Consider the following 24,591-nt stretch of genomic DNA (forward strand, 5'->3'; position numbering starts at 1 on the left):
TGGCGTCCGCTTCCATTATTCCTGATATTACTGAAGGTTGACTGTGCATCCGTTCGAACCCGATGATGAGCCGCTACAACTTGAGTCCCTGCTGCAGGATGCTGCGCGCGAGATTTTCCGTGTCGAAGATTTCGAGTTATTCAGCCAGTGGCTGCGGCAAAATTTTGACAATTACTGCGCGCCCAGCATGTTCGATGAGGGCCTGGCACCCGGTACGGTTGCGGCCCTGACGGGGCATCTGGCGCGGGAGATCTGGCAGTTCATGCCCTTGCCTGGCAATCACTTCAAACCGCGTCCCTTGCCCAAGCTTAAACCCAATGATCCCTGTGCCTGTGGCTCCGGCGCCAAGTTCAAGCAATGCTGTCAGCGCCTGACGGGCAGTTTCTCGCTGACGCTCGAAAGTGAGCAGGTGTGGGTGTTTGCCATTCCGGCACTGCAGGAGTTTGGTCTGCTGGAAAAGGCGGTTGCCAGCCGGCAGGTACCGCTGGAAGGTTTGCTCGAGGCCGCCATTGAGCTGTTTGATCGGCAGCTGTATCGCAAGTCGGCGGCGCTGCTGGAGCCCATGGTGGCGCTCGAGCATGCCAGCAAGTCCGGCAACCTGCACGACTACGCGCTGAATCTGCTGTGCAACTGCTACGATGCCCTGGGGTTCCACCGCAAGAAGCGGGGGCTGCTGGATACGCTGGTAGAGCAGGCGCCCAAGTCGGTATTGCGCGGCGGTGCCTGGCAGCGTCTGGCCTGTATTCTGATGGATGAAGGTGACGACAAGGCTGCCTGGCAGGCGTTTCAGAAGGCCCAGCGCGATACCCCCCACAGCGATAGCCTGGGTGTATTGGAGGTGCAGCTGCTGATGGCGGGTGGGCGTCTGAGTGAAATACCGCCACGGGCCGAGTTCTGGCGCCGCCAGCTGCTGCGCGCAGGCCTGTACAAGGATGACCCCCAGGTCGAGCTGCTCAATGGCTTTATGAAAGATCCGGTGGGCATGATGCTGCAGCTCTCCGGGGCCGAAGAGCTGCTGGAGCTGTACCGCTGGATCGAGCAGCAACAGAGCAGAGCGGTGCCGGCCTATCAGCTCGAGGTGATGCCGCTTGAGGAGCCAGGGGCTCAGCCGGACTCTGCCGCCATGCTGATTGAGCTCTCCTCGCTGAAGTCCGTGCGTTCACGCTGGGCCAAGGTGTGCCCGCTTGATACACCCTCAGGTACAGCCCCCCATGGGTTTGATGAACTTGATCCCTGGGAGTCGGAACTGTTCGATCGCTGGATGGGTGTTCTTAGCCGCTATCCGGCGGCCTGGGATGATCTCGCGATACTGGATGATCTGGCGGCGCTGTTGCTGGATGAACAGTTCTGGGGCGATTCTGCGGCACAGCAGTTGCTGGAGCGGGTACTGCGCCGCAGTCACGCGATTCTTGCCGCTGCTGTGGCTGAAGATACGCATCTGCCCTGGGCTATGCAGGAGAACAGGCCGGCGTTGCGGGCGCTGGCGCGGCTGGTGTCCCTGCTGAATGAGACCGGCCGCGATGCCCAGGCCGTTGAGCTGAGTGAGTGGATAGTCCGGCTTAATGCTGAAGACAATCATGGTTTGCGTTGGGAGCTGATGGATGCCTACCTGATGGCCGGGCGCGATCAGGACGCGCTTGCCCTGGCGCAGCGCTATGAAGAGGATATGGCGCCGCAAACGCGCTATGGCAAGGTACTGGCGCTGTTTCGCACCGGTGATCTGGCCGGCGCAGAGGCGGCGGTGCGTGAAGCCCACGCGGATTTGCCCTATGTTGCGCGTTATCTCTGCCTCAAGCGCATTCGCCAGCCCGAGCTGGACGAATACGGCATAACCCTGGGAGGCGAAGATCAGGCCTGGCTGTACCGCGATGCCATGCGGGCCACCTGGGAAACGACCGAGGGCGCGCTGGATTGGCTGAAAAAGCTTTCCAGAAGCCTGCCCTGATACACCGACGCATTAAGGCGTCGGCCACCCCGTAACGGATACACGCATGCTGAATGAAGTGCTGTCCCTGTCGCGCAACCAGAAGCGGCTGGTGTTTCTAATCTTCGATGTGCTGGCGCTGGTGATTACCTGCTGGCTCAGTTTTGCGTTGCGTTACGGGGAATGGGATGCCATGGGCTTTGCGCACTGGCCCGCCTACCTGATTGCGCCTGTCGTCGCCCTGCCGGTGTTTGTGCGCCTTGGGCTCTATCGTGCGGTAACGCGTTATATAGGCCCGCGGGCGCTCTGGACCGTGGTCAAGGCGGTCTCGCTGTTTGTACTGGTCTGGGCGGCGGTGACCTATCTGATTGGCTTCGATATGCGGGTGCCGCGCTCGGTGCTGCCGATTTACTGGTTTATTGCCCTGGTGGTGATCGGGGGCAGTCGCCTGCTGGCGCGCTGGCTGCTGTTGCAGCAGTTCCCCGGTGGCCTGCATCGCATTGCCACCACCGACCGGGTGATCATCTATGGTGCCGGTTCCGCCGGGCGTCAGCTGGCAACGGCGCTCGAAAGCTCCAGTGAGCTCAGTGCCGTGGCCTTTGTGGATGACAACCGGGCGCTGGCGGGGCTCGAGGTACACGGGCTGGTGATCTATCCACCGGAGCAACTGGAGCGGCTGATTGATCGCTTTGAGGTGGCCGAGGTGTTGCTTGCCATGCCGTCGGCAGGGCGGACGCGGCGCCGCGAGCTGCTGACACTGCTGGAAACCCTGCCGGTCAAGGTGCTGACACTGCCGGGGCTGTCGGACATTGCCAGCGGCAAGGTGGCCCTGAGCGATATCCGCGAAATCGAAATTGCCGATGTGCTCGGGCGGGAAGAGGTCTCACCCTATCCGCATCTCATGGCGGCGAATATCCGCGACCAGGTGGTGATGGTGACCGGGGCCGGCGGCTCGATCGGCTCGGAGTTGTGTCGCCAGATCCTGACTCAGCAGCCCAAGCGCCTGGTGCTGCTGGACAGCTCCGAGTACGGCCTCTACCAGATCGAGCAGGAGTTGACGCCGCTCTGCCTCGCCAGCGGTGTGGAGCTGGCCGGCGTACTGGGTTCAGTGACGGAACAACCGCTGCTGGAGCGCACGCTGAGTCACTACCGGGTGGCGACGCTCTACCATGCGGCGGCCTACAAGCATGTGCCTATAGTTGAGCGCAACATGGTGGTGGGGGTGCGCAACAATCTGCTGGGCACCCGGGCTGTAGCGCTGGCGGCGCAGGCGACGGGGGTCAGGAACTTTGTGCTGATTTCATCGGACAAGGCCGTGCGCCCGACCAATGTGATGGGCGCGACCAAGCGCTGCGCGGAGCTGGTGCTGCAGGCGCTGGCGGCGGAGCCCGGCCACCAGACCCGCTTCGCCATAGTGCGCTTTGGCAATGTGCTGGGCTCCTCCGGTTCGGTGATTCCGCTGTTTCGCCAGCAGATCGTTGCCGGCGGCCCGCTTACCGTGACGCATCCTGAAATGACGCGCTATTTCATGACCATCCCGGAGGCGGCTGCGCTGGTGATCCAGGCCGGTGCCATGGCGCAGTCCGGCGATGTGTTCGTGCTGGATATGGGCGCGCCTGTGAAGATACGCGAGATGGCGGAGCAGATGATTCGCCTGGCGGGTTTCTCCGTCAATGACGAGGACTGCCCAGGCGGTGATATCGGCATTGAATACACGGGCCTGCGCGACGGCGAAAAGCTCTACGAAGAGCTGCTTATCGGCGATGATGTTGCCGGTACGCCGCACCCGATGATCATGAAGGCCAACGAAGAGAAGCTATCCCAGGCACAGCTGGCGCCTGTGCTGCAGCAGATCGAGGCCTGCTGCGACACCTACGACTGCGCCGGTATCCGGGCACTGCTGCTGCGTCATGTCAGCGGCTATCAGCCCCAGCATGAGATCCGTGATGCGCTGCATCTGCCGGCGCAACTGCATTAAGGGCGTCATGATTCCCGTAGGAGCGGCATCCCGCCGCGAACCCGCGTGGTTAATCGAGCCTTATGCGCAGGAAGCGGGCGAAGCGGGGCAGCTTGCCGGCCGTGAGTCCGTTATAGCGGTAGGTGACACGGCTGCCCAGCGGCGGCGGGTCACGCCTCTGGGCATCGCTCAGGCCTGAGCCTAGGCTAAATTGCTGTCCCGCATCGTTTGTCACTCGCAAGGCACCCACCATCCCCTCGTACTTGCCGCTGCCAGGCTGGTATCCCGTCACCACAGCTTCCGCATCCTGATACTGCTTGTACTTGAGTACATCACTGCTGCGGCCGATGTGATAGAGCGCGTCGCGCCGCTGTAACATCAGGCCTTCACCACCCTCGGCGCTGACCTGCGCCAGATAGGCCTCAAGCTGCTTCTGGCTGCCCAGCAAGCGCTGTTCAATGATGCTCACCCAGGGTTGGTCTATCTGCTCCAGCAGCCGTTGCAGGGCTCGCTGGCGCTGATCAAAGGTTGCCGGCTGGGCCGGCAAGTCAAACACCCGATACTGTACCTGGCGCCAGAGCCGGTCATCGGCTTTATAGCTGCGGCTGATGCCTGATACTTCTGCAAAGCGGCCACGGCCGATCCAGAGCTCGCCATCCATGGGCGTGGCGGGCCAGCCCTGGGTGAACCAGGGCGGAGCGCTGATCGGGTAGCCACTGCGGCTCTGCAGCTGCTGGCCATTCCAGTAGGCACGAATACCATCGAGTTTTTCGCTGACGCTGTATTGGCTGAGGTCGAGGCTGGACAGGTGCGCTGTTGTAATCGCCTCACTCGCCAGCATCAGGGGCGCAGGAGCGGCGTTGATGATGGCGGGGACAAGGACAAGGGTGCTGCCAAATAGCAGGCTAGTTGGGTGCATGATGGTTTCCTCCGTGAAACTTAGTCGAGCCGATGCCGAATCCGTGGCATCTGCAAACAGACTAGCGGCTTGCAGCAGAGCCTGCCAGCTCACAGCTCACAGCTGCGAGCTGTCAGCTCGAAGCTTAGAGCTTAGAGCTTAGAGCTTAGAGCTTAGAGCTCAGGGCTTGGCGGGCTTTTCCGGGTCAGGTTCGTAGTCCGGGAAGATACTGTCCTGGGGCTTATCTTCAATACTGGATGACAGGCGCTCCTCGAAGCCTTCCATCGCCTGCAGCTGTTCGATGACATCGGACGCCAGATCCGGGCGTGATTCCACCATCATGGCGGCGACATCGATGGTCTGGTCCGGCATGCTCTCGCTGCTGTGGCTGATGTAGTCGCTGAAGGCGTCGGCCACGCGCTCATTGTTTTCCAGCGTCTCGGCTTCCTGCAGCGCTATATCTTCAGCAGTATCGCTGGTCGTTACTTCATTCTCGTGGCCTTTGGCCGCAGTGTCTTCCTCGGGCTCGTCGATCAGGCTGTGCACATAGGCCTCGGCCACTTCGGTGGCGGCTTCAGGCATGGCTTCAGCCACTGTATAGGCCAGATCTGCCGCATGTTCCGGCATGACGTCGTACAGGCGTGTATAGAGGTCGGCGGCCTGATGTTCCGGGTAGGTTGCGGCACGGTCAACGGGACGCATTTCCTCAAGCCCTTCGGACAGGTGGCTGGCATAGGTTTCGGCCAGATCCAGCATTATTTCAGAGGCGTCTTCGGCGTGGGTTTCAGCGAAGGACTCGGCGGCGCTGCCGATGATGTCCATACTATGTTCCGGCACGGCTTCTGCGATAGCCACCAGAATGCCCGACAACTGCTCGGGGCGCTCGCGGGCCAGCCAGGTCACCAGCTCGTCGGTACTCTCCGGTGAGGCGGTGGCCAGGGCTTCGGCGATATCCAGGCTCAGCTCGGGGGCTGCCGTGGTAATGGCTGCATAGAGCCTTGCTATATCGACTTTCTCTACCTGGTTCAGGGCAACCGCCAGCTGGGCCGCTTCCTGCGGGGCGCTTTCTGCCAGGGCGACGGCCATGCGCACGGCGGCGGCCGGATTATTCTGCGCCACCTTCACAGCGACGGCAGCGGCTTCACTCAGCGGCTGCTCAGGGGCGTGGTATTCAAAGCGCGGGTCTATCTCGATAGAGCTGGAGCCGGTCAGGCCATGCATAACAAATTTTTCCTGCGCTTCCACCGGCAGGGCGTGACGGACTTTCATCCGATAAATAACGAAGATCACCAGCAGAGTTTCAAGTACCGCCAGGAACTGGAACAGGGCATTGTTACCGAACTGCTTCATGGCGAGGGATGCCGCATAGGGGCCTATGATGCTGCCCAGTGCATAGATTGCGATCAGGCCACCCATGGCGGCGACCATGTCATTCTGCAGCACCTTGTCGAAGGTCTCGGAAATGCTCATGGGGTAGATGCAGGCGATGATGCCGGTGGTGATGGCGATCGCCAGCATCAGCGGGTAGCGGCTGTCGAGCCCGGACAGCAGCGGCACCGACAGGCAGGCACCGATAGTGATCAGCAACAGTACGAAGAGCACGCTTCGACGGTCGAAATGATCCGACAGGAAGCCCACTGGAATCTGCAGTATAAAGGCGCCGAAGATGGCGGACGCCATGAAGAGCGACAGGTCAAAACCGCTGAGCCCATTGCTGCTGGCGAACAGTGGCAGCATGTTTAGCAGACCACTGTAAAGCAAACCACAGAAGAAGCAGGCCACCACGCCCAGTGGTGATAACCGGTACAGATCCAGCATCGACATGGAGCGGATATCCGCCACCGCAGGGCCGGACTTGCGGCTCATGACGATGGGCACCAGCGCCAGCGCCAGCAGCATGCCGGCCACCATGAACAGGGTTTGGGTGCCTGGGTCTGCCAGGTTCAGCAGGAACTGGCCGATAAAAAAGGCGCCCATGATGACGATCTGGTTGGCCGCCAGTATGCGGCCACGGGTCTTGGCTGTGGCGCTTTCGCTCAGCCAGCTATCGATGGCGGCAAAGGTGCAGGCGATGCAAAAGCCCATCAGCATGCGCATGGCGCCCCAGAGCCAGGGATTGGTCGACAGGCCGCAGGCCAGAATACTGATGGCGGCCAGGGCCGCAACGGCGGCAAACATGCGTATATGGCCGGCGCGAATAATCAGCACACGGCTATAAAGTCCACCGAGCAGCATGCCGACGGCATACATCGACAGCACCAGACCGATGGTGTCCGTACCCATGCCCTCAATGCCCATGCGCACGGGCAGTAACAGGCCGATAAGTCCGAAGCCGAGCATCATGATGAAGCAGCTCAGCAACAGCGAAAACAGGGGCAACAGGGTGAGGATCACTAAAGGCTTCCAAACGAAGATGAGGATAAGGACAGGGCAATCTAGTTTTGCCGGCAGGGGAAGTCAAACATGGCGAAGTCAATCAGCAAATATATCTGCAATCAGTTCAGCGGGCGGGATAATAGCCTACTGGTGGGCTGATCGATGAAAGCAGGATCGAGCGATGCAGTCGGGACTCAGGGCGCAGGTGAGCAGAGTTGCACACAGAGAAAGCAAGGAGCGGTGGGCCTGAACGCCCGTAGGAGATGCGCACCCAACCTCGGGCATGATACCTCGCGAGGAAGCTCTGCGGCTGTTCGCGGCGGGACGCCGCTCCTACGGAAACATGCAATTACATGCTGGGCCCAGCAGAGCAACAAAACGCGTTTTACTCAAAGCACCGCTTTGATCGTTTTGTGCGACTCGAATCTGTGATTCGAGGATTGAATAGTCCGCTGAGGTTCAGCGCGACTGAAAGAAGTGGTGGGCCCAGCAGAGCAACAAAATGAGATTTTCTCAAAGCACCGCTTTGATCGTTTTGTGCGACTCGAATCTGTGATTCGAGGATTGAATAGTCCGCTGAGGTTCAGCGCGACTGAAAGAAGTGGTGGGCCCAGCAGGACTTGAACCTGCGACCAATCGATTATGAGTCGATTGCTCTAACCAACTGAGCTATGGGCCCGTCAACGAGGGCGAATTATAACGGCTGCGGTACCCGGAGCCAATAGCCGTTTGAAATTCCTGCGGTTTTCTTGCCCATAAAGAATCGTAGCTTCTTGGTGACAATAAAAAACCGCAGCCTGGGCTGCGGTTTTTTGTGGTGCGTTACGCCTTGTGCGGCCTACTCGTCGAGGAAGCTGCGCAGGTGATCGGAGCGGCTGGGGTGACGCAGTTTGCGCAACGCCTTGGCTTCGATCTGGCGGATTCGCTCGCGGGTGACGTCGAACTGCTTGCCGACTTCTTCCAGCGTGTGGTCGGTGTTCATGTCGATACCAAAACGCATGCGCAGCACTTTGGCTTCGCGGGCGGTGAGGCCGGCCAGAACTTCGCGGGTCGCTTCACGCAGACCTTCGCCGGTAGCGGAATCGACCGGTGAAGACAGAGTGATGTCTTCAATGAAGTCCCCAAGGCTGGAGTCTTCATCGTCGCCGATCGGTGTTTCCATGGAGATCGGCTCCTTGGCGATCTTCAGCACCTTGCGGATCTTGTCTTCCGGCATGTCCATGCGCTCGGCCAGTTCTTCAGGCGTGGCTTCACGGCCCATTTCCTGCAGCATCTGGCGGGAAATGCGATTGAGCTTGTTGATGGTCTCAATCATGTGCACCGGAATACGGATGGTGCGTGCCTGGTCGGCGATGGAGCGTGTAATCGCCTGACGAATCCACCAGGTGGCGTAGGTCGAGAACTTGTAACCGCGACGGTATTCGAACTTGTCCACTGCCTTCATCAGACCGATGTTGCCTTCCTGGATCAGATCGAGGAACTGCAGACCGCGGTTGGTGTACTTCTTGGCGATGGAAATAACCAGACGCAGGTTGGCCTCGACCATTTCCTTCTTGGCACGGCGGGCGCGGGCTTCACCAATCGACATGCGACGATTGATTTCCTTGATTTCGGTGAGGTCGATCTTGGCCTCATCCTGGATCTGAATCAGCTTCTTCTGCGCCCGTTTCAGGTCAACCAGGTTGCGCTGCATGGCGCCGGCGTAGACGGGGCCGGTGGCAATGATTTCTTCGAACCAATTGGTATTGGATTCGTTGCCCGGGAATGCCTTGATAAAGTCGCGACGCGGCATCTGGGCACGCTGGGTGCAGATGCGCATGATGGACCTTTCCTGCTCGCGGATGCGGGCAACGCAGGCGCGTACGCGGGTAACCAGCAGTTCGTAGTAGCGCGGTGACAGCTTGATCGGCGAAAAGGCTTCGCCCAGGGTTGCCAGAACCTTAAGGCCTTCCGGGGAATTGCGATCAGCATCGACCATGACAAGGTTTACGGCTTCAAGCTTGTCCAGCAGGTTGGCGAAACGCTGACGGGCCTCTTCGGGGTCGGGACCACGGTCCTTTTCTTCCTCGGCGTCGTCATCGCTGTCGTCGTCATCATCGTCGTCATCGTCTTCTTCGTCGACTTCTTCGGTCTCAGGCACTTCGAGTACGAAGTTGCTTTCGTCGGGGTCTATGTAGCCGCTGAAGATATCGCTCAGGCGACCTTCTTCCAGCAGGGTAACCTCATAGGCCCCAAGCAGAGTTTCAACCGAGCCCGGGAAGCATGCCAGCGCGGACATGACTTCACGAATGCCTTCCTCTATGCGTTTGGCGATCAGAATTTCGCCTTCGCGGGTCAGCAGTTCGACGGTACCCATTTCGCGCATGTACATGCGCACCGGGTCGGTGGTGCGTCCGGCGTCGGAGTCGACAGCGGCGAGGGCGGCAACCGCATCCTCGTCCGCTTCTTCGGCCGAGTCGCCTTCGGTCATCAGGAGCGTTTCCGCGTCCGGTGCTACCTCGGTAACCGAGATGCCCAGTTCGTTGATCATGCGGATGATGTCTTCGACCTGATCCGGATCAGCGATATCTTCTGGCAGATGATCGTTTACCTCGGAATAGGTCAGGTAACCCTGTTCCTTGCCTCGGGCGATCAGTTCCTTGAGACGAGATTGCTGCTGAGAGGTATCTGTCATAGAGGCCCTACGAGAAGATGAAAGATAGGTGGCGTAAAAGAGAGCGCGATATTATACATTCGAAGATGATTTAAATCCAGTTGGCGCCGGTTTTCGACGCGCTATCCATTAAAAATAGACCAGATTTGTGGGGCGGGAGTTGCACGCCGGCCAAGATTAATTTTGTCGGCTCGCCAGGAGTGCGGTCAGGCGCTGCTTTTCGGCCTGGGTCAGAGGGGACTGGCGGTTCTTTTTCAGCAGCGCATCCAGTTCCATTTCCGGCCGGCGCTCGCGCAGCAGGCGGCTAACGGCGTCCTGCAGTTCGCGTTCGGCGCCGTCCGCCAATGGGGTGTTGTGGGCGATTTCGTTCAGCAGCATCAGCCAGGCTGAACGCTGCGGATCTTCCTGCCAGTCGACCACCAGGGTGCCGAGGGATGAATTGGGCGTTTTCTGCAGGTAGTCCACCAGGGCGATCAGCATGTCGGCATTGCGCTCCGCCATGCCTTGCAATTCGCTGGCTGCCGGAATGCTGGCGGCCAGTCGGGGGAAGTGCAGCAGGCAGGAAATCGCCTTGTCGCACAGATCCAGGTTGCCCGTCGGGTTACGTGGTCGCGGCCGGCGACTGGGCATCTCCTGGTTCTGCGGTCCGGCTGAGCGGGAGCCTGAGGGGGCGGGCTGCGCAGCTTGCTGCGGGCGTTCAGGCGCGGCCGTGTCTGTGGTGACCTGATGCAAATTGATCACGCTGTTGATCTGCTCCAGCGACAGGCCGGTGATCTCGCAGATGCGCTCAAGCATCATTTGCTGCAGCAGGCTCGGCTGCATGGCGCGGATCAGCGGCAGGGCGCGGGTGCTGAAGCGGGCACGCCCGTCCATGCTTTCCAGATCGGCCTGTTCGGTCTGGGAGCGGAAAAAATACTCTGACAGCGGCAGCGCCTGATTGATGCGGGTCTGGAAGTTATCTCTCCCTTCGGTGCGCACCAGGCTGTCCGGGTCTTCGCCTTCGGGCAGAAACAGAAAGCGCGCTTCCTGGCCGTCACGGATCACCGGCAAAGTGGTTTCCAGCGCCCGCTCTGCGGCCTTGCGGCCAGCGGTATCGCCATCGAAACAGAACACGACTTCGGGTACGACCTTGAACAGCCGCTCCAGATGCTGGGCGCTGGTGGCGGTGCCCAGGGTGGCCACGGCGTAGTGAATGCCGTTCTGCGCCAGGCCAACGACATCCATATAGCCTTCGACGATCAGCAGGCGCTGCAACTGGGCGTTGGTCTGGCGCGCTTCGTAGAGGCCATAGAGCTCACGGCCCTTGTGGAAGGTCTCGGTTTCGGGGGAGTTGAGGTACTTGGGCTTTTCGTCCCCCAGTACCCGGCCGCCGAAGGCGATAACGCGGCCACGCATGTCCCGGATCGGAAATATGATGCGATCACGAAAACGGTCGTAATGGCTGTTGCGCTCTTCGTTGTGGATCAGCATGCCGGCCTGTTCCAGCGCTTCGATGCGCTGCTTGTCGGCGCCGAGCGCCTGCATCAGGTTGTCCCAGCCGGGCGGGGCATAGCCAATACCGAAGGCCTTGGCTGCCTGGCCACTGAGGCCGCGCCCCTTGAGGTAGCTGACGGCGCTGTCGCGCTGGGGATGCTGGGTCAGTTGCTGCTGATAGAAACGCGCGGCTTCATCGAGAATGCCATAGAGGTCCTTGAGCTGCTTTTCGCGCTGGGCCTGCTGTGGGCTGTTGTTTTCGCGCGGCACTTCCATGCCGGCCAGGCGGGCGAGCTCTTCCACGGCGACGGGGAAGTCGAGGCGATCGTATTCCATCAGGAAGCCGATGGCATTACCGCCGGCGCCACATCCAAAACAGTAGTAGAACTGCTTCTCGGGGCTGACACTGAAGGAGGGTGACTTTTCCTTGTGGAACGGGCAGAGCCCGGAGTAGTTCTTGCCGGCGCGCTTGAGACGTTCAACGCGGCCGTCGACGACGTCAATGATATTGACGCGGGCCAGAAGGTCGTCGATAAAATATTGCGGGATACGACCTGCCATTGCGGACCTGCTGAGAAAGATTCAGCGGGAGTTTAACCGGCTAGCTGGGCTTTTACGAGCTTGGAGACTGCGCCACCATCGGCACGCCCCTGAATTTGTGGCTTGATAATCGCCATCACCTTGCCCATGTCCTGCATAGACTGGGCAGCGGTTGTACTAATGGCCTGGGCAATCAGGTCGGCCAGCTCCTGTTCTGTCAGCGGTTGCGGCAGGAAAGTTTTAATCACCTCCAGCTCCTGGCGCTCTAGGTCTGCCAAATCCTGGCGACCCGCTGTGTCAAACTGCGAGATTGAATCGCGGCGCTGCTTCTGCATCTTGTCGAGCACGGCCAGCACGCGGGTATCATCCAGTTCTATGCGTTCATCAACTTCGATGCGCTTGATCTCAGACATCATCAGGCGGATGGTTCCCAGACGAGCCTTGTCTTTGGCACGCATGGCAGCTTTCATCTCGGCACTGATTTTGAGCTTGAGTTCAGACATCAAACATCCTCTATAGAGCGGTTGCTAGTCGATGGAACAGACTGAATGTACGTTCAACTCCAGTCGATCAGTAAAGGCGTACGCGGCGAGCCTGCTCGCGGGAAACCTTTTTCATGTGACGTTTAACGGCTGCAGCAGCTTTACGCTTGCGAACAGAAGTGGGCTTTTCGTAGAACTCGCGACGACGTACTTCAGCCAGAACACCGGCTTTTTCGCAGGAACGCTTGAAACGACGCAGGGCTACGTCAAATGGCTCGTTTTCTTTAACTTTTACGCTAGGCATCTATCTTGGACCTTGCTGTTACTAGGGTTACGTAGGACTTTTCTACCTCTTCATCGCGGCCTGAAACGGGTACCACGCAGTGGCCACAGTTCTCACAACTTTGATGAAGGCGCAAAATTTTATATCGCAGGGGGCTGGCTGTAAAGTCCAGGCGGTGATATTGAGGCATTTTTGGGTGATAATGCGCCCATTGTGGCCTGGAGGCAGGCCGGTTGGGCGAATCATCTACAGCGATTGGCGGCGATACTGATGCGAGTACTGGGAATCGAAACATCCTGCGACGAAACCGGCGTTGCAATTTATGACAGTGAGCAGGGTCTGTTGGGCGATGCGCTCTACAGCCAGATCGCCATGCACGCCGAGTACGGTGGTGTGGTGCCGGAGCTGGCATCCCGCGATCATGTGCGCAAATTGCTGCCGCTGGTGCGCGAGACCCTGGCGCAGGCGCGGATGGACAAGTCGGAACTCGATGCCATTGCCTATACCGCGGGACCTGGCCTGATAGGGGCGCTCATTGTGGGCGCGTCCACCGCCCGTGCCATGGCGCTGGGGCTGGGTATTCCGGCGCTGGGCGTGCATCACATGGAAGGTCACCTGCTGGCGCCGATGCTGGAAGATACGCCGCCGGCCTTTCCGTTTGTGGCGCTGCTGGTGTCCGGCGGGCACACCCAGCTGGTGCGGGTCGATGGCATAGGTCGCTACGAGCTGCTGGGTGAGTCTCTTGATGATGCCGCCGGTGAAGCCTTCGACAAGGCCGGCAAGATGCTGGGGCTGGATTATCCCGGCGGGCCCGAGATCGCCAAGCTCGCCCGTCACGGCGATGCCACCCGCTTTCGCTTCCCCCGCCCCATGACCGACAGGCCGGGGCTCGATTTCAGCTTTTCCGGCCTCAAGACCTTTACGCTGAACACCGCCAATAAGTTGCGCGATGCTGACGGTCAGCTCGATCCCCAGAGCAAGGCCGATATCGCCGTTGCCTTTGAGGAGGCTGTGGTGGATACCCTGGCCATCAAGTGCAAGCGTGCGCTGCAACAGACCGGCCTGCATCAGTTGGTGATTGCAGGCGGGGTCAGCGCCAATACGCGTTTGCGTGAAAAGCTCGATGAAGTGGTGCGGCGACAGCGGGCGACCCTGTTCTATGCCCGTCCGCGTTTTTGCACCGACAACGGCGCCATGATCGCGTTCGCCGGTTGCCAGCGACTGCTGGCGGGCCAGTCGAATGATCTGAAAATCAGTGTGTTCCCGCGCTGGCCGATGGATACGCTGCCGCCGCTCTGAAGTGCAGGGGGCAAGGGGCACGAAGCAAGGTTAAAGAGGCGAGGTGAAAGGTGAAAGGGGTCATATTCCCGACCCCTATCCGGTTAAATCTGGCTTTGTAATTCGTTATTCGTGATTAGAGCTTTCAGCCGTAAGCTTAAAGCTGTCAGCTTAAGGCTGAAAGCTGCCGGTTTACCAATTACGATTCACCAATCACCAATCACCAATCACCAATCACCGGTCACTCGCGACTCCGGTAACTGCTAAAGCCTGTGTTCCTGGCCGCCAAGCAGGCGCCGAATATTGTCGCGGTGGCGCAGTACCAGTAGCAGGCAGATCAGGCTGATGGCCGCGAGCTGTTCGGGTAGCAGCATAAAGGTTGCCAGCGGCGTGATCAGAGCAGTGCCCACCGATGCCAGCGATGCTGTTTTACCGATGGCCGCCAGCAGCAGCCAGACGCCCAGAGCTATGAGCCCAAGCGGCGGGCTCAGCGCAAGGCAAAGGCCAAAGGTGGTGGCAACACCCTTGCCGCCGCGCATGCGCCCGAACAGCGGGTATATATGCCCGAGCAATACCGCCAGGGCGCAGAGGCCGGTTTGTATCGAGCCAAGGTCTGCATAAAGGGCGAGGCGTACAGCAAGAGCGCCCTTGGCGACATCGCCCAGCAGTGTCAGCACGGCGGCGGTGCGATTGCCCTGACGCAGGACATTGGTGGTGCCAGGGTTGCCGGAGCCAAGCTGCCGCGGGTCTGCAAGCCCCATGCTGCGGCACACCAGTACTGCAGTCGGCACTGAACCCAGCAGATAGGCAAGGGCTGCAAGCAGTATGGGCAACAGGGTTTCCGATCCCGGCATGGGTCTGTCCGCGGGTTGTTCAACGGTGTGATTCTATACCCTAATACCAAACTCGCTGAGATACAAACAGACTGGATACTGTGTTGAATCAACGGCTTGTTGCCTGATCCCGGTGCCTGAGACAACTGCTGACAGGCGCATGCAGTTGCAGCCTTGATTGGGCCGGCGGTAGGATCTGGTGCGTCTGTACGCCAACGGGGTGCAGTCGGTGTTAAACTAGCGGCCTTGAAGTGGGGCCCAGGTCCTGTGTACTTTGGCTGTGGTCCAGGCTGGATTACGGCTGCGCGGGCCAGGCCTGGAAAACAAAGCTGACAGTTATTGTCGGTGGCGCTGAAACCATATCTAAATCAGTAATTTATTGGGTCATACGTGGATATAGTTTACATACGCGAGCTGCAGGTGCAGACCGTGATCGGCATTTACGACTGGGAGCGTGAAGTTCGCCAGGCGGTGAGTCTGGATCTGGAAATGGGCACTGATATTCGTGAGGCTGCGGCCACCGAGGATATTGGCAACACCCTGAACTACAAGTCGGTCTCCAAGCGCCTGATTGCCTTTATCGAGGGCAGCGAGTTTCTGCTGGTGGAAACCATGGCCGAAGAGATAGCGCAGCTGGTCATGCAGGAGTTCGGCGTGCGCTGGTTGCGCCTGCGTCTGGGCAAGCCCGGTGCCATTCGCGGGGCGCGGGATGTTGGTGTGCTGATTGAGCGGGGAGAGGCGTTCTGATGGCACAGGTCTATGTCAGTATCGGCAGCAATATCGAGCGCGAGCACAATATTGCAGCCGGGCTGGACGGGCTGGCAGAATCCTTCGGCGAGCTGACGCTGTCTTCGGTGTTCGAGAGCGAGGCGGTCGGCTTTGCCGGTGATCATTTCTATAACCTGGTGGCGGGCTTCGAGACGACCCTGGCGGTCGGCGAGCTGTCGCGGGAAATCAAGGCCATTGAGGATCGTAACGGGCGTTGCCGCCAGGGGCCCAAATTCAGTGGTCGTACGCTGGATATCGATATCCTGACCTATGATGACGTCTGCGGGCGGGTCGAGGGGGTCGAGTTGCCCCGGGCCGAAATTCTGTTCAATGCCTTTGTGTTGCAGCCGCTGGCGGAAATCGCGCCCCAGGGGCTGCATCCGCTGAACGGGCTGTCCTATGCCGCACTCTGGCAGCAGTATGACAAACAAAAGCAACGACTCTGGGCGGTGGACTTTGTCTGGCAGGGGCGCAGTTTCTCCCGGGCGAAGGTCTAACTCCTCTCGCTTTTCGCAGCTTAAAACTCGCAGCTTAAAGCTTGACGCCGTTAACTACAGCTCGATTCGGGCGCAGGCGTCACGCTGGCGGCGTTTCAACTCTTGCCCCAGCGCTTTGCCCTTGAACCCCTGGCGCATTAGCTCGGCCGGGGCCGTTGCGGTCAGTGCCTCGTGCAGTGCCTGCAGGGAATGCTGTGCAGCGGGTGCATCGACATTGAGCCAGGCGGCCAGGGTGTCGAAGCAGCGGGCGAGGCTGGCGATGCGCTCGGGGCGGCGCAACAGGTCGAGCCCGCTGGCGACGTCGAGGCGGGTGTCACCATCGGCCTGGGACAGTCTTAGCAGGCCCGCGTACTGAGCGCACACCAGCAGGGCCTGATCGCGGAAAGCCTTGGGGGCCTTGAGGCGCAGACAGAGTGCTTCTATGTGCTGGCGCGAGGCGTCTGCTTCGATGCTGGCTATGCGCAGCGCCGCGCAGCAGAGTACTGCAAAGCGCTCGCAGCTCGAGGGCAGCTGTGGCAGCAGTGCTGCCAGCGCCGGCCAGGCCGGATCGCCCTGCAGGGCGGTGAATTCGCCAAAGAGATTGTCGAGTGCACCGCAGCGCTGCAGAACGTCGATAAATACCGCCGGCGAGGGCTCGCCCAGCGCCCGGTCGAATTCCTGCCAGACCCTTTCTGCACTCAAATACCCCAACTCACCGTCTGTGGATAACTGTTGCATCAGCGCCAGGGTTTCATCGGCGATGCTGAAACCCAGCGCGGCATAACGGGCGGCAAAGCGCGCGACGCGAAGCACTCGCAATGGGTCTTCGGCAAAGGCGGGGGATACATGGCGCAGGATGCGCTTTTGCAGGTCTTCCTGTCCGCCATAGGGGTCGCTCAAGCTGCCGTCGGGCGCCTCGGCCATGGCGTTGATGGTGAGGTCGCGGCGCAACAGGTCCTGTTCCAGAGTGACATCGGGGCTGGCGTAATAGACAAAACCACCATAGCCGTGGCCGGACTTGCGTTCGGTGCGGGCCAGGGCGTATTCCTCACCGCTGTGGGGGTGGATGAACACCGGGAAGTCGGCGCCGACCGGTTTGTAGCCCTGGGCGATCATCTGCTCGGCGCTGGCGCCCACGACAACCCAGTCACGGTCATAGATGGGGTAGCCGAGCAGCCGGTCGCGCACGGCGCCCCCCACCAGGTAGATCTGCATCAGCGGCTGCACTTGTCCGGATGTTCTGCCTGCCAGGCTTCAAAGCCGCCATTGAGGCTGTAGACGGCATCAAAGCCGACGTGGGCCAGCTGGGCGGCGGCGTTCTGGCTGCTAAAGCCGTGGTAGCAGCAGACGATCAAGGGCTTGTCCATATCGCTGTCGCGAATGAAATCCTGCAGATTCTCGTTATTCAGCTGTACCGCATTAGTGATGTGGTTCTGGGTGAAGCTGTCGGAGTCGCGAATATCGACGATGGCGGCGCCTTCTTCGATCAGGGCCAGGGCTTGCTGGCCCGAGATGCATTTGAACTCATCCATTGGAAAGTACCTTTTTCTTGGCGGTGCCGGATGTGGGTCTGCGGTTAACGCTGCAATCGCAGGAGTAATAGCGCTGATCTTCCAGCCGCAGGGCGGTGAGGCGATTACCCCAGACGCAGCCGGTATCCAGGGAGAACAGTTGCGGATGCTGCAGGCCGCCTTCAAGCGCGGCCCAATGGCCGAAAATAATGCGCTGCGCATCTGCCTTGCGTGTATGACTGTACCAGGGCTTGAAGCCTTTGGGCTGGGTTTCCAGGCCACCCTTGGCGGCGAAATCCAGCCGGCCTTCGCTGTCGCAAAAGCGCATGCGGGTGAGGTAGTTAGTGATCACCCGGAGTCGGTCCCAGCCCTGTAGTTCCTTGCTCCAGCGATCCGGCGTATTGCCGTACATGTGCTGGAAAAAGCTTTCGGCCTCGGGCCCCCGGAGCACAGCTTCGACTTCCCGGGCGCGATTGCAGGCCTGCTTGAGCGACCAGTCGGGCGGTATGCCGGCGTGCACCATGACATAGTCGAGGGCGTCGTCGTGCACCAGCAGCGGCTGCTGCAATAGCCAGTGCATCAGTTCTTCGCGATCGGGCGCGCCCAGGATAGGGCCCAGGGTGTCACTGCGTCTGGGCTGGGTCACGCCATAGTGGATCGCCAGCAGGTGCAGGTCGTGGTTGCCCAGCACCACCCGGGCCCGATCCCCCAGACTGCGGACGAAGCGCAGGGTTTCGAGGGATTTGGGGCCGCGGTTGACCAGGTCACCGGCCAGCCAGAGCTGGTCGGTGTCGCTAAAGCCTGTGCACTCCAGCAGGCTCTTCAGCTGGTCAAAGCAGCCCTGGATGTCGCCGATTGCATAGGTGGCCATGGCAGCGCGGCTCAGTGCAGCGCGTTAGGCTGGGCGAGGGTGAAGGGAACGACGGGGGCGTCGAATTCATGGCCGTCGTTGCTGCGCATGTGATAGTGCCCCTGCATGCTGCCGACGTGGGTCGCCAGCACAGTGCCGCTGGTGTAGCTGTAGCTGGCGCCGGGCTCGATCATGGGCTGCTCGCCAACCACGCCCTCACCGGCCACTTCCTGCACGTGCTCGTTGCCATCGGTAATCAGCCAGCGACGGCTGAGCAGCTGAACGCTGTGCGCGCCCTTGTTGGTGATGGTGATGTGATAGGAAAAGACAAAGCGCTTGCTGTCGGGATCCGACTGCTCGCTGAGGTAGTTTGTCTTGACGTCGATCTGAACGTTGTCACCCAATTTACTCGGCTCCATGATGTTCCGCTTCGATACCGCTGAGGTAATCACTGATTCTAACAAATTCTGCCAGTGTAAGCCGCTCGGGTCTCAGACCCGGATCTATTTCAAGCGCCGTCAGGGCCTCGGCATCCAGCAGAGTGCGCAGGTTGTTGCGCAGTGTCTTGCGGCGCTGGCTGAAGGCGGTACGCAGCAGATCCTGCAGCATGCGCTCGCTGATGGCCGGGTGCGGCAGTACTGTATGCGGCGTCAGGCGGACAATGGCGGAGTCCACCTTGGGCGCCGGATTGAAGGCACCCGGGGGCACCAGGAACAGCGGCTCAACCTTGCAGAAGTACTGTGTCATGATGCCAAGGCGGCCGTAATCGCTGGTGCCGGGCTCCGATGCCAGACGGTCGACCACTTCCTTTTGCAGCATGAAGTGCATGTCCTGGATCAGGCCGGCATGGCTGAGCAGGTGAAAGATCAGCGGCGTTGAGATGTTGTAGGGCAGGTTGCCCACGACCCGCAGCGGCCGGTCGTCAGTGCGCAGCTCGGCGAAGTCGAACTTAAGCGCATCGGTTTCGAAGATGCGAAAACGGTCTTCGTAGTTGAAAAACTTGGTGCGCAGGATCGGGATCAGGTCGCGATCCAGCTCTATGGCATCCAGCGCATTGGCTTCAGCCAGCAGCTCTTCGGTCAGGGCGCCGAGGCCCGGGCCTATTTCGACCATGTGCTGGCCTTCGCGCGGCGAAATTGAACGTATGATCTGGCGAATAATGCCCTGATCATGCAGGAAGTTCTGGCCGAATCGTTTACGGGCCTTGTGGCCAGCGGGTTTTTTACTCATGAATCCTCAGGGGTAAGATGGCGGTGGCTGGCCATTAGCGCGGCGCAGTCGATGGCGGCCTTGAGGCTGCCACAGCCGGCGGTGCCGCTGCCAGCCAGGTCCAGGGCGGTGCCGTGATCAACCGAGGTGCGGATGATCGGCATCCCCAGGGTGATATTGACGGCGTTGCCAAAACCCTTGTACTTGAGTACGGGCAATCCCTGGTCGTGATACATCGCCAGCACGGCATCCGCCTGGCTCAGATATTTTTCGTTAAACAGCGTGTCGGCCGGCAGCGGGCCGCTCAGATGCATGCCCTGGGCGCGCAGGCGCTCCAGCGCAGGTTCGATAATGTCGATTTCTTCGCGCCCCAGATGCCCGCCTTCACCGGCGTGGGGGTTGAGACCCGCCACCAGTATATGGGGATCCGCTATGCCGAACGAGTGGATCAGGTCGTGCTGCAGCACCTGCAGCACCTGTTCCAGCAAGGGTGCTGTTATGGCATCGGCGACATCGCGCAATGACAGGTGGGTGGTGGCCAGGGCGACACGCAGGCCCTCGGTGGCCAGCATCATCACGACCTTGTCGCTGCCAGTAAGCTGCTCCAGCAGTTCGGTGTGTCCACTGAAGGGCACGCCGGCATCGTTGATCACGCCCTTGTGTACCGGGGCTGTGACCAGTGCATCGAACAGGCCCTGCTGGCAGCCACGGGTGGCGATCTCCAGCGTTTGCAGCACATAGGCGGCATTGCGGGTGTCGAGTTGCCCGGCCCTGGCGGTCGCGGCCAGGGGTACTGGCAAGACCTTCAGGGTGCGGGCGAGGCTCGGCCCCGGGGCTGCTGCTGGATCAAACAGTTCGATGCTAAGCGGCAGTTGCAGTTGCTCTGCGCGCAGGCGCAGCAGATCCGGGTCGCACACGGCGACCAGCTCATGGGGGTGGCTCTGCTGTGCGATCTGGATGCAGAGGTCCGGGCCAATGCCGGCGGGCTCGCCCGGCGTGATCGCCAGGCGCCTTACAGTCTGGGATGTCACGTGCGGCGGCCTCAGATCTTCAGCTCAACGTAGGCCTGGGCGCGAATTTCCCGCAACCAGGTGGTCAGCTCTTCGTTGAACTTGCGCTGGCGAATGCTGAAACGGGCGCGGTTTTCGCGCATTTCGTCACCCATGTCCTGGGTGCGCCTGTCCCGTACCCAGAGAATATGCCAGCCGAAGCGGGACTCGAAAGGCGTACTGATCTGGCCATTGGCGGTGTTTTTCATGATCTGTTCGAATTCAGGCACCATCTGACCGTCCTGGGTCCAGCCCAGGTCGCCGCCGAGTGAGCCACTGACGGTGTCGTCGCTGTACTGACGGGCCAGCTGATCGAAGGGCTCGCCGTTGCGCAGGCGTACCGACAGGTCTTCTATGGCGCTGCGGGTCTGGGCTGCGTTGCGGATTTCGGTGGGCTTGAGCAGGATATGGCTAACCTGTGTCTGTTCAACCAGGGCAGACTGGCCGCCACGCTTGTCGCGCAGCTGCACTATGATGTAACCCGATGAGGTTTTCACCGGCTTGCTGAAATCGCCCGGCGCCAGGGTGCTGGCGATGGTGGCAATCACCTCGGGCAGTTCAGAGGCCTTGCGCCAGCCAAGATCGCCGCCGTTCAGGGCGTTCTGGGCATTGGAGTTGGCCACGGCGGCTTCGGCGAAGTCGGCACCCTTGCGCAGCTGCTGGAAGATATCCAGTGCCTTGCGTTCGGCGCTGCTGAGCATCTGCGGTGTCGCCTGCTCGGGAATGGCGATCAGGATGTTGCTGAGCAGGTAGTCGGGGCTGATGGCGCTCTTGCCCTGTTCGGAGGCGAGAAAGTTCTGCACTTCCTGCTCGGATACGCGGATGCGGCGGTTGACGCTGCTCTGCTGTACCTGGGTCAGCAGCAGTTCGTCGCGAATCTGCTCGCGGGCCGAGTTGTAGTCCTGGCCTTCGGCGATCAGGGCTTCACGGAACTGCGCCAGCGTCATGCCGTTGCGGCTGGCGACCTGCTCGAGCGTTTCGTTGAGCTGACGGTCGGAGATCTTCAGGCCCTGCTGCTCGGCGATCTGCAGCTGGATGTTGTCAATGATCAGGCGGTCGAGCACCTGGCGATTGAGGATTTCCTCGGACGGCAGGCGGGTCTGGTTGGCACTCAGCTGGGCGCGGATAACCGCAGAACGGTTGTCCAGCTCGCTCTGCATGATGACGTCGTCATTGACGATGGCAACGATGCGGTCGAGCAGGACTAGCTCGGCCTGGGCGCTGACGCTGGCGCTGAGCAGTGTCGCGGACAGCAGCGGCAGCACGCAGCGGCGCAGGGATTGCTTAAAACTCATTATCCTTATCCTCGTTAAATCCGGTAATTTCTCTGATAAACAGGGTGGTATTGTCGTCGCCGACAGATCCCAGACCACGAAGTACAAACTGCAGCATGACGGCTTCATTGGTGGTGCGGGTGCCGTCGTTGTCGTCAGCCCATTGACGTACGCCCAGGCGTACCTTCCAGCAGCAGTCCTTGTATTCGACCCCCAGCAGGGCGTCAAGGGTTTCGCTTTCCATCAGGTCTTCGCGCCAGCGTGCCAGCAGGTTCCACTGTGCATTGATGGGCCAGCGCAGACCAAAATCGGCTTGCTGACGTTCGGTTTCATGGTCGCGGTAGCTGGCGTAAATCAGGCGATCGTCGTCGGGTGAGAACGTCAGGCGGTAGTTCTGGGCCACGGCGCCGAAGTCGTCCTTGTCGAGTTCACTGTCGTGACTGATGCGCAGGTCCGGTGTAGGGCTCCAGTCGATCTTGGCGGCGAAGTTCGATGTGCTTTCGGTATCCGCAGCTGTGGTGCTGTCGAGCTGTACAGTGCGGTCATCGAAGTAGTACGCCTGACCCAGTGCCATGCCGAAGCGCTCGCGGCCGCTGTCATCGTAGAAATTGCTCGCCAGGCCCAGGCTGAACTGGTTGGCGTCGCCAATGCGGTCGCGGCCACTGAAGCGGTTGCTGCGGAACAGGCTGTCGTAGCGGAAATCCAGCTCGCTGGTATCGAAGGCCGGAATGTCGGTCTGGTCTTCCTCGGGTACATAGAGGTAGAGCAAGCGCGGCTCAAGCGTCTGGGTGTAGCTGCGGCTGTCAAAGTTTGCCTGGCGCTCGAAGGTAAGGCCTGAATCCACGCGGGCGATGAATGTATTGACGCTGGGGTTCTGATCCAGCCCTGCCAGCTGGTCGTCGAGCTGGTACTGGGTGCTCCAGAGTTTTACCTCAGGCTTGACGTAGCCCCAGCTGCTTTCCAGCGGCAGGCTGACGCCTGGGCTCAGGTGGACGCGATCGCCCTGTACCTGGTCGGCCAGGCTGAGCAGCGGGTCACTGCTGTCGCGGTCAAAATGCACGTACTCGGCGCTGTAGCCGGCTTCAAGTCCGGCGGGCAGCTCCGGTACCTGGCCTTCAAACAGGAACTGCGGCAGGCGGCGGTAGGGCGATTTTTCACTGCTGGTGAGGGACTGGTACCCATGGGCTCTGGCAATAAAGCTCCAGTCCTGGGTGTCGTAGCGCAGCTCGCCGAGCTTGTTGAGATGGCTGGTATAACCGATATCCAGATTGGTCGGATCCAGGTCGTCGAAATAGTCCACGTCGCTGACCGCGGTGTAGTCGATGTAGCTCTGCCAGCCCGTCCAGGGTGTGCCCTCGTGATCGACACCCAGCAGCCAGCGGTCTTCGCCGGTCTTGTCGTCGTCGATCAGTACCGCGTTGCTCAGGGCTGTCTGGGACCAGCGATTCATGTAGCGGAATTCGTTCTCCAGAATCAGGCCGCGTTCGCTCAGCAGCCGCGGTGTGAAGGTGTCATCGTAGTTGGGCGCCAGGTTGAAATAGTAGGGCGCTGCAATGTCGATGCCTTCGCTGCTGGAGTAGCTGATGGCTGGATAGAGAAAGCCGGAGACACGGCGGTCATCGATCGGGAAGTAGAAGTACGGCATGTACAGCACCGGCACATCCAGGATCTCCAGCACCGCGCCGCGGGCTTCACCAAAGCCGGTGTTGGGGTTCAGCACTATGCTGTCGGCTGCCAGCTGCCAGCTGCTGTTGCCCGGTTCGCACTGGGTGTAGGAGCCATCTTCAATGCGGATGCGGCCGTCTTCAAGGCGCAGAATACGCTCGGCATTGCCGCGGATATGCTGGGGATGCAGCACATACTCCGACTGGGAAAAAATGGTTTCCAGGTTGTTGAGGTTGGTCTGGGCGGCGTCGCTGACCAGCAGCAGACCGCGCTCGCGGTAGCTGACGTCGCCTTCAAGGCGTACCAGCTGGGTAAACTGGTCGTATTCCGCGTAGGCGCTGCTCAGCTGTCGTCCGCCTTGGGTGACCTGGACACCGCCTTCGAGCTGAGTCAGGCCGCCCAGTTCACTCTGGGAACTGGATGCGGCGATCAGTACACGTTGCAGGTTGAACGGCGTGTCGCCATCGGCGACGTCCATTTCCGGCTCTATATAACGGCCCCGGCACAAGCCAGTGTGCTCGCCAGGGGCGTAGGGGTACCAGTCGAGATGGGCATAGGGGTTGTCGATTTGTTGCTGTTGCGCACGGGCAAGTTCAGCGGCTGCCGCTGTCTGCGCCCTTTGCTGTGGTGCCGTTTCCTGAGGCGCGGCTTCCTGTGACGCAGAAGCCGGACGCGCAAGAGGGATGGCAGCAGGCGCGAGTGCCGGTGTCGGGGCCACCTCAGTAGGGGCCTGTGTTTCGGGCGCGACCGTCACGGCGGCGGCCGGTGGCGCCGGCACAGCAGCAGGTGCCGGCGCAGCAGGGGCGCTAGTCGCGGCGGGCGTGCTGGCGCTGGCCGCGCCTGCGCCGCATTCCCATTGACCCTGGGTCGTCTGGGCGCAATCCCAGCCCGCCGCCTCTGTCGTCTGGGCGGCAGACATCTGTGCAAACAAGGCGGATGAAATCGCCAGTGAGAGTTTATAAGCAGAGCGTCGTAAGAAAGGCATTCAGTCACATCCAGTTGCAAGCCTGCGAGCACGGGTTCCTGTTTCTTGCCAAACACCGGTACCATAGGAGGCTCTGAGGCACCCTCAAATGAGTGCCAGCCTAAATC

20 protein-coding genes and 1 tRNA gene are annotated in these 24,591 nt (G+C 60.5%); 5 read left to right on the top strand and 16 right to left on the bottom strand.

All coding sequences use genetic code 11. The annotated features are described in order from the left end of the window. Positions 1-43 precede the first annotated feature (43 nt). Positions 44-1,945, top strand: a complete 1,902-nt coding sequence (locus tag A8C75_RS04425) for an SEC-C metal-binding domain-containing protein (protein WP_067378679.1) — start codon at positions 44-46, stop codon at positions 1,943-1,945. Between the two features lie 46 nt (positions 1,946-1,991). After that, positions 1,992-3,902 carry a polysaccharide biosynthesis protein gene (locus tag A8C75_RS04430; protein WP_067378682.1) on the top strand — a complete coding sequence of 637 codons (1,911 nt, stop codon included), beginning with the start codon at positions 1,992-1,994 and terminating at the stop codon, positions 3,900-3,902. A 49-nt stretch (positions 3,903-3,951) separates the two neighbouring features. Here A8C75_RS04430 and A8C75_RS04435 read toward each other — a convergent pair whose 3' ends face one another. From A8C75_RS04435 to rpsU, 7 genes are all read right to left on the bottom strand, one after another. Next, positions 3,952-4,800 (bottom strand): DNA ligase, encoded by an 849-nt coding sequence (locus tag A8C75_RS04435; RefSeq protein WP_067378685.1) that lies wholly within the window; start codon positions 4,798-4,800, stop codon positions 3,952-3,954. Between the two features lie 159 nt (positions 4,801-4,959). Continuing rightward, positions 4,960-7,173, bottom strand: a complete 2,214-nt coding sequence (locus A8C75_RS04440) for an MFS transporter (protein ID WP_067378688.1) — start codon at positions 7,171-7,173, stop codon at positions 4,960-4,962. 584 nt (positions 7,174-7,757) lie between these two features. After that, positions 7,758-7,834, bottom strand: a tRNA-Ile gene (locus A8C75_RS04445). Between the two features lie 159 nt (positions 7,835-7,993). Next, entirely contained in the window at positions 7,994-9,829 is a 1,836-nt protein-coding gene (rpoD, locus tag A8C75_RS04450) for an RNA polymerase sigma factor RpoD (RefSeq protein WP_067378691.1), read from the bottom strand. Positions 9,830-9,985: 156 nt separating this feature from the next. Further along, positions 9,986-11,842, bottom strand: coding sequence for a DNA primase (dnaG, locus tag A8C75_RS04455; RefSeq protein WP_067378694.1), 1,857 nt, complete (start codon positions 11,840-11,842; stop codon positions 9,986-9,988). A gap of 32 nt (positions 11,843-11,874) precedes the next feature. Then, entirely contained in the window at positions 11,875-12,324 is a 450-nt protein-coding gene (locus tag A8C75_RS04460) for a GatB/YqeY domain-containing protein (protein WP_067378698.1), read from the bottom strand. Between the two features lie 67 nt (positions 12,325-12,391). Beyond that, the gene (rpsU, locus tag A8C75_RS22940; RefSeq protein ID WP_067298946.1) at positions 12,392-12,607 is read right to left on the bottom strand and encodes a 30S ribosomal protein S21; all 216 of its coding nucleotides are present in this window, start codon (positions 12,605-12,607) and stop codon (positions 12,392-12,394) included. Between the two features lie 249 nt (positions 12,608-12,856). Here rpsU and tsaD point away from each other — a divergent pair, with 249 nt between their 5' ends. Continuing rightward, complete coding sequence (gene tsaD / locus A8C75_RS04470; protein WP_067386985.1) at positions 12,857-13,885, top strand: tRNA (adenosine(37)-N6)-threonylcarbamoyltransferase complex transferase subunit TsaD; 1,029 nt, start codon at positions 12,857-12,859, stop codon at positions 13,883-13,885. 242 nt (positions 13,886-14,127) lie between these two features. On the opposite strand, the gene plsY is transcribed toward tsaD, so the two are convergent. Beyond that, the gene (gene plsY, locus A8C75_RS04475; RefSeq protein WP_067378704.1) at positions 14,128-14,718 is read right to left on the bottom strand and encodes a glycerol-3-phosphate 1-O-acyltransferase PlsY; all 591 of its coding nucleotides are present in this window, start codon (positions 14,716-14,718) and stop codon (positions 14,128-14,130) included. A 369-nt stretch (positions 14,719-15,087) separates the two neighbouring features. Here plsY and folB point away from each other — a divergent pair, with 369 nt between their 5' ends. Together folB and folK are read left to right on the top strand one after the other, a co-directional pair. After that, on the top strand, positions 15,088-15,444 hold the full coding sequence (folB, locus tag A8C75_RS04480) for a dihydroneopterin aldolase (protein ID WP_067378707.1): 357 nt from the start codon (positions 15,088-15,090) through the stop codon (positions 15,442-15,444). After that, positions 15,444-15,962 (top strand): 2-amino-4-hydroxy-6-hydroxymethyldihydropteridine diphosphokinase, encoded by a 519-nt coding sequence (gene folK, locus A8C75_RS04485; RefSeq protein WP_067378711.1) that lies wholly within the window; start codon positions 15,444-15,446, stop codon positions 15,960-15,962. The genes folB and folK overlap by 1 nt, the downstream gene beginning before the upstream one ends. Before the next feature lie 54 nt (positions 15,963-16,016). On the opposite strand, the gene A8C75_RS04490 is transcribed toward folK, so the two are convergent. Genes A8C75_RS04490 through A8C75_RS04525 form a run of 8 tightly spaced genes read right to left on the bottom strand, consistent with a single transcriptional unit; the run spans position 16,017 to position 24,484 of the window. Continuing rightward, entirely contained in the window at positions 16,017-17,156 is a 1,140-nt protein-coding gene (locus A8C75_RS04490) for a tRNA nucleotidyltransferase/poly(A) polymerase-related protein (protein WP_067386987.1), read from the bottom strand. Then, positions 17,156-17,473 (bottom strand): thiosulfate sulfurtransferase GlpE, encoded by a 318-nt coding sequence (glpE, locus tag A8C75_RS04495; RefSeq protein ID WP_067378714.1) that lies wholly within the window; start codon positions 17,471-17,473, stop codon positions 17,156-17,158. Before glpE ends, A8C75_RS04490 begins: the two co-directional genes overlap by 1 nt. Then, complete coding sequence (locus A8C75_RS04500) at positions 17,466-18,323, bottom strand: symmetrical bis(5'-nucleosyl)-tetraphosphatase (protein WP_067378717.1); 858 nt, start codon at positions 18,321-18,323, stop codon at positions 17,466-17,468. Before A8C75_RS04500 ends, glpE begins: the two co-directional genes overlap by 8 nt. Before the next feature lie 11 nt (positions 18,324-18,334). Further along, positions 18,335-18,721: a Co2+/Mg2+ efflux protein ApaG gene (apaG, locus tag A8C75_RS04505; RefSeq protein WP_067378720.1), complete on the bottom strand. Its 387-nt coding sequence runs from the start codon at positions 18,719-18,721 to the stop codon at positions 18,335-18,337. Next, entirely contained in the window at positions 18,708-19,532 is an 825-nt protein-coding gene (rsmA, locus tag A8C75_RS04510) for a 16S rRNA (adenine(1518)-N(6)/adenine(1519)-N(6))-dimethyltransferase RsmA (protein ID WP_067378723.1), read from the bottom strand. The genes apaG and rsmA overlap by 14 nt, the downstream gene beginning before the upstream one ends. After that, positions 19,529-20,542 (bottom strand): 4-hydroxythreonine-4-phosphate dehydrogenase PdxA, encoded by a 1,014-nt coding sequence (gene pdxA / locus A8C75_RS04515; protein ID WP_067378726.1) that lies wholly within the window; start codon positions 20,540-20,542, stop codon positions 19,529-19,531. Before pdxA ends, rsmA begins: the two co-directional genes overlap by 4 nt. Before the next feature lie 11 nt (positions 20,543-20,553). Then, positions 20,554-21,855 carry a peptidylprolyl isomerase gene (locus A8C75_RS04520; protein WP_067378729.1) on the bottom strand — a complete coding sequence of 434 codons (1,302 nt, stop codon included), beginning with the start codon at positions 21,853-21,855 and terminating at the stop codon, positions 20,554-20,556. Then, a complete protein-coding gene (locus A8C75_RS04525; RefSeq protein ID WP_157890222.1) occupies positions 21,845-24,484 on the bottom strand; it encodes an LPS-assembly protein LptD in 2,640 nt (879 codons plus the stop codon). Before A8C75_RS04525 ends, A8C75_RS04520 begins: the two co-directional genes overlap by 11 nt. Positions 24,485-24,591: the final 107 nt, after the last annotated feature.

This window comes from Marinobacterium aestuarii (genome assembly GCF_001651805.1).
Classification (GTDB): Bacteria; Pseudomonadota; Gammaproteobacteria; order Pseudomonadales; family Balneatricaceae; genus Marinobacterium_A; species Marinobacterium_A aestuarii.

Bases quoted from the DNA above. Each gene is read 5' to 3' on its own strand.
- A8C75_RS04430 (WP_067378682.1), top strand. From the start codon at position 1,992: ATGCTGAATGAAGTGCTGTCCCTGTCGCGCAACCAGAAGCGGCTGGTG.
- A8C75_RS04435 (WP_067378685.1), bottom strand. From the start codon at position 4,800: ATGCACCCAACTAGCCTGCTATTTGGCAGCACCCTTGTCCTTGTCCCC.
- rpoD (WP_067378691.1), bottom strand. From the start codon at position 9,829: ATGACAGATACCTCTCAGCAGCAATCTCGTCTCAAGGAACTGATCGCC.
- dnaG (WP_067378694.1), bottom strand. From the start codon at position 11,842: ATGGCAGGTCGTATCCCGCAATATTTTATCGACGACCTTCTGGCCCGC.
- A8C75_RS04460 (WP_067378698.1), bottom strand. From the start codon at position 12,324: ATGTCTGAACTCAAGCTCAAAATCAGTGCCGAGATGAAAGCTGCCATG.
- rpsU (WP_067298946.1), bottom strand. From the start codon at position 12,607: ATGCCTAGCGTAAAAGTTAAAGAAAACGAGCCATTTGACGTAGCCCTG.
- tsaD (WP_067386985.1), top strand. From the start codon at position 12,857: ATGCGAGTACTGGGAATCGAAACATCCTGCGACGAAACCGGCGTTGCA.
- plsY (WP_067378704.1), bottom strand. From the start codon at position 14,718: ATGCCGGGATCGGAAACCCTGTTGCCCATACTGCTTGCAGCCCTTGCC.
- folK (WP_067378711.1), top strand. From the start codon at position 15,444: ATGGCACAGGTCTATGTCAGTATCGGCAGCAATATCGAGCGCGAGCAC.
- A8C75_RS04490 (WP_067386987.1), bottom strand. From the start codon at position 17,156: ATGCAGATCTACCTGGTGGGGGGCGCCGTGCGCGACCGGCTGCTCGGC.
- glpE (WP_067378714.1), bottom strand. From the start codon at position 17,473: ATGGATGAGTTCAAATGCATCTCGGGCCAGCAAGCCCTGGCCCTGATC.
- A8C75_RS04500 (WP_067378717.1), bottom strand. From the start codon at position 18,323: ATGGCCACCTATGCAATCGGCGACATCCAGGGCTGCTTTGACCAGCTG.
- apaG (WP_067378720.1), bottom strand. From the start codon at position 18,721: ATGGAGCCGAGTAAATTGGGTGACAACGTTCAGATCGACGTCAAGACA.
- rsmA (WP_067378723.1), bottom strand. From the start codon at position 19,532: ATGAGTAAAAAACCCGCTGGCCACAAGGCCCGTAAACGATTCGGCCAG.
- A8C75_RS04520 (WP_067378729.1), bottom strand. From the start codon at position 21,855: ATGAGTTTTAAGCAATCCCTGCGCCGCTGCGTGCTGCCGCTGCTGTCC.
- A8C75_RS04525 (WP_157890222.1), bottom strand. From the start codon at position 24,484: ATGCCTTTCTTACGACGCTCTGCTTATAAACTCTCACTGGCGATTTCA.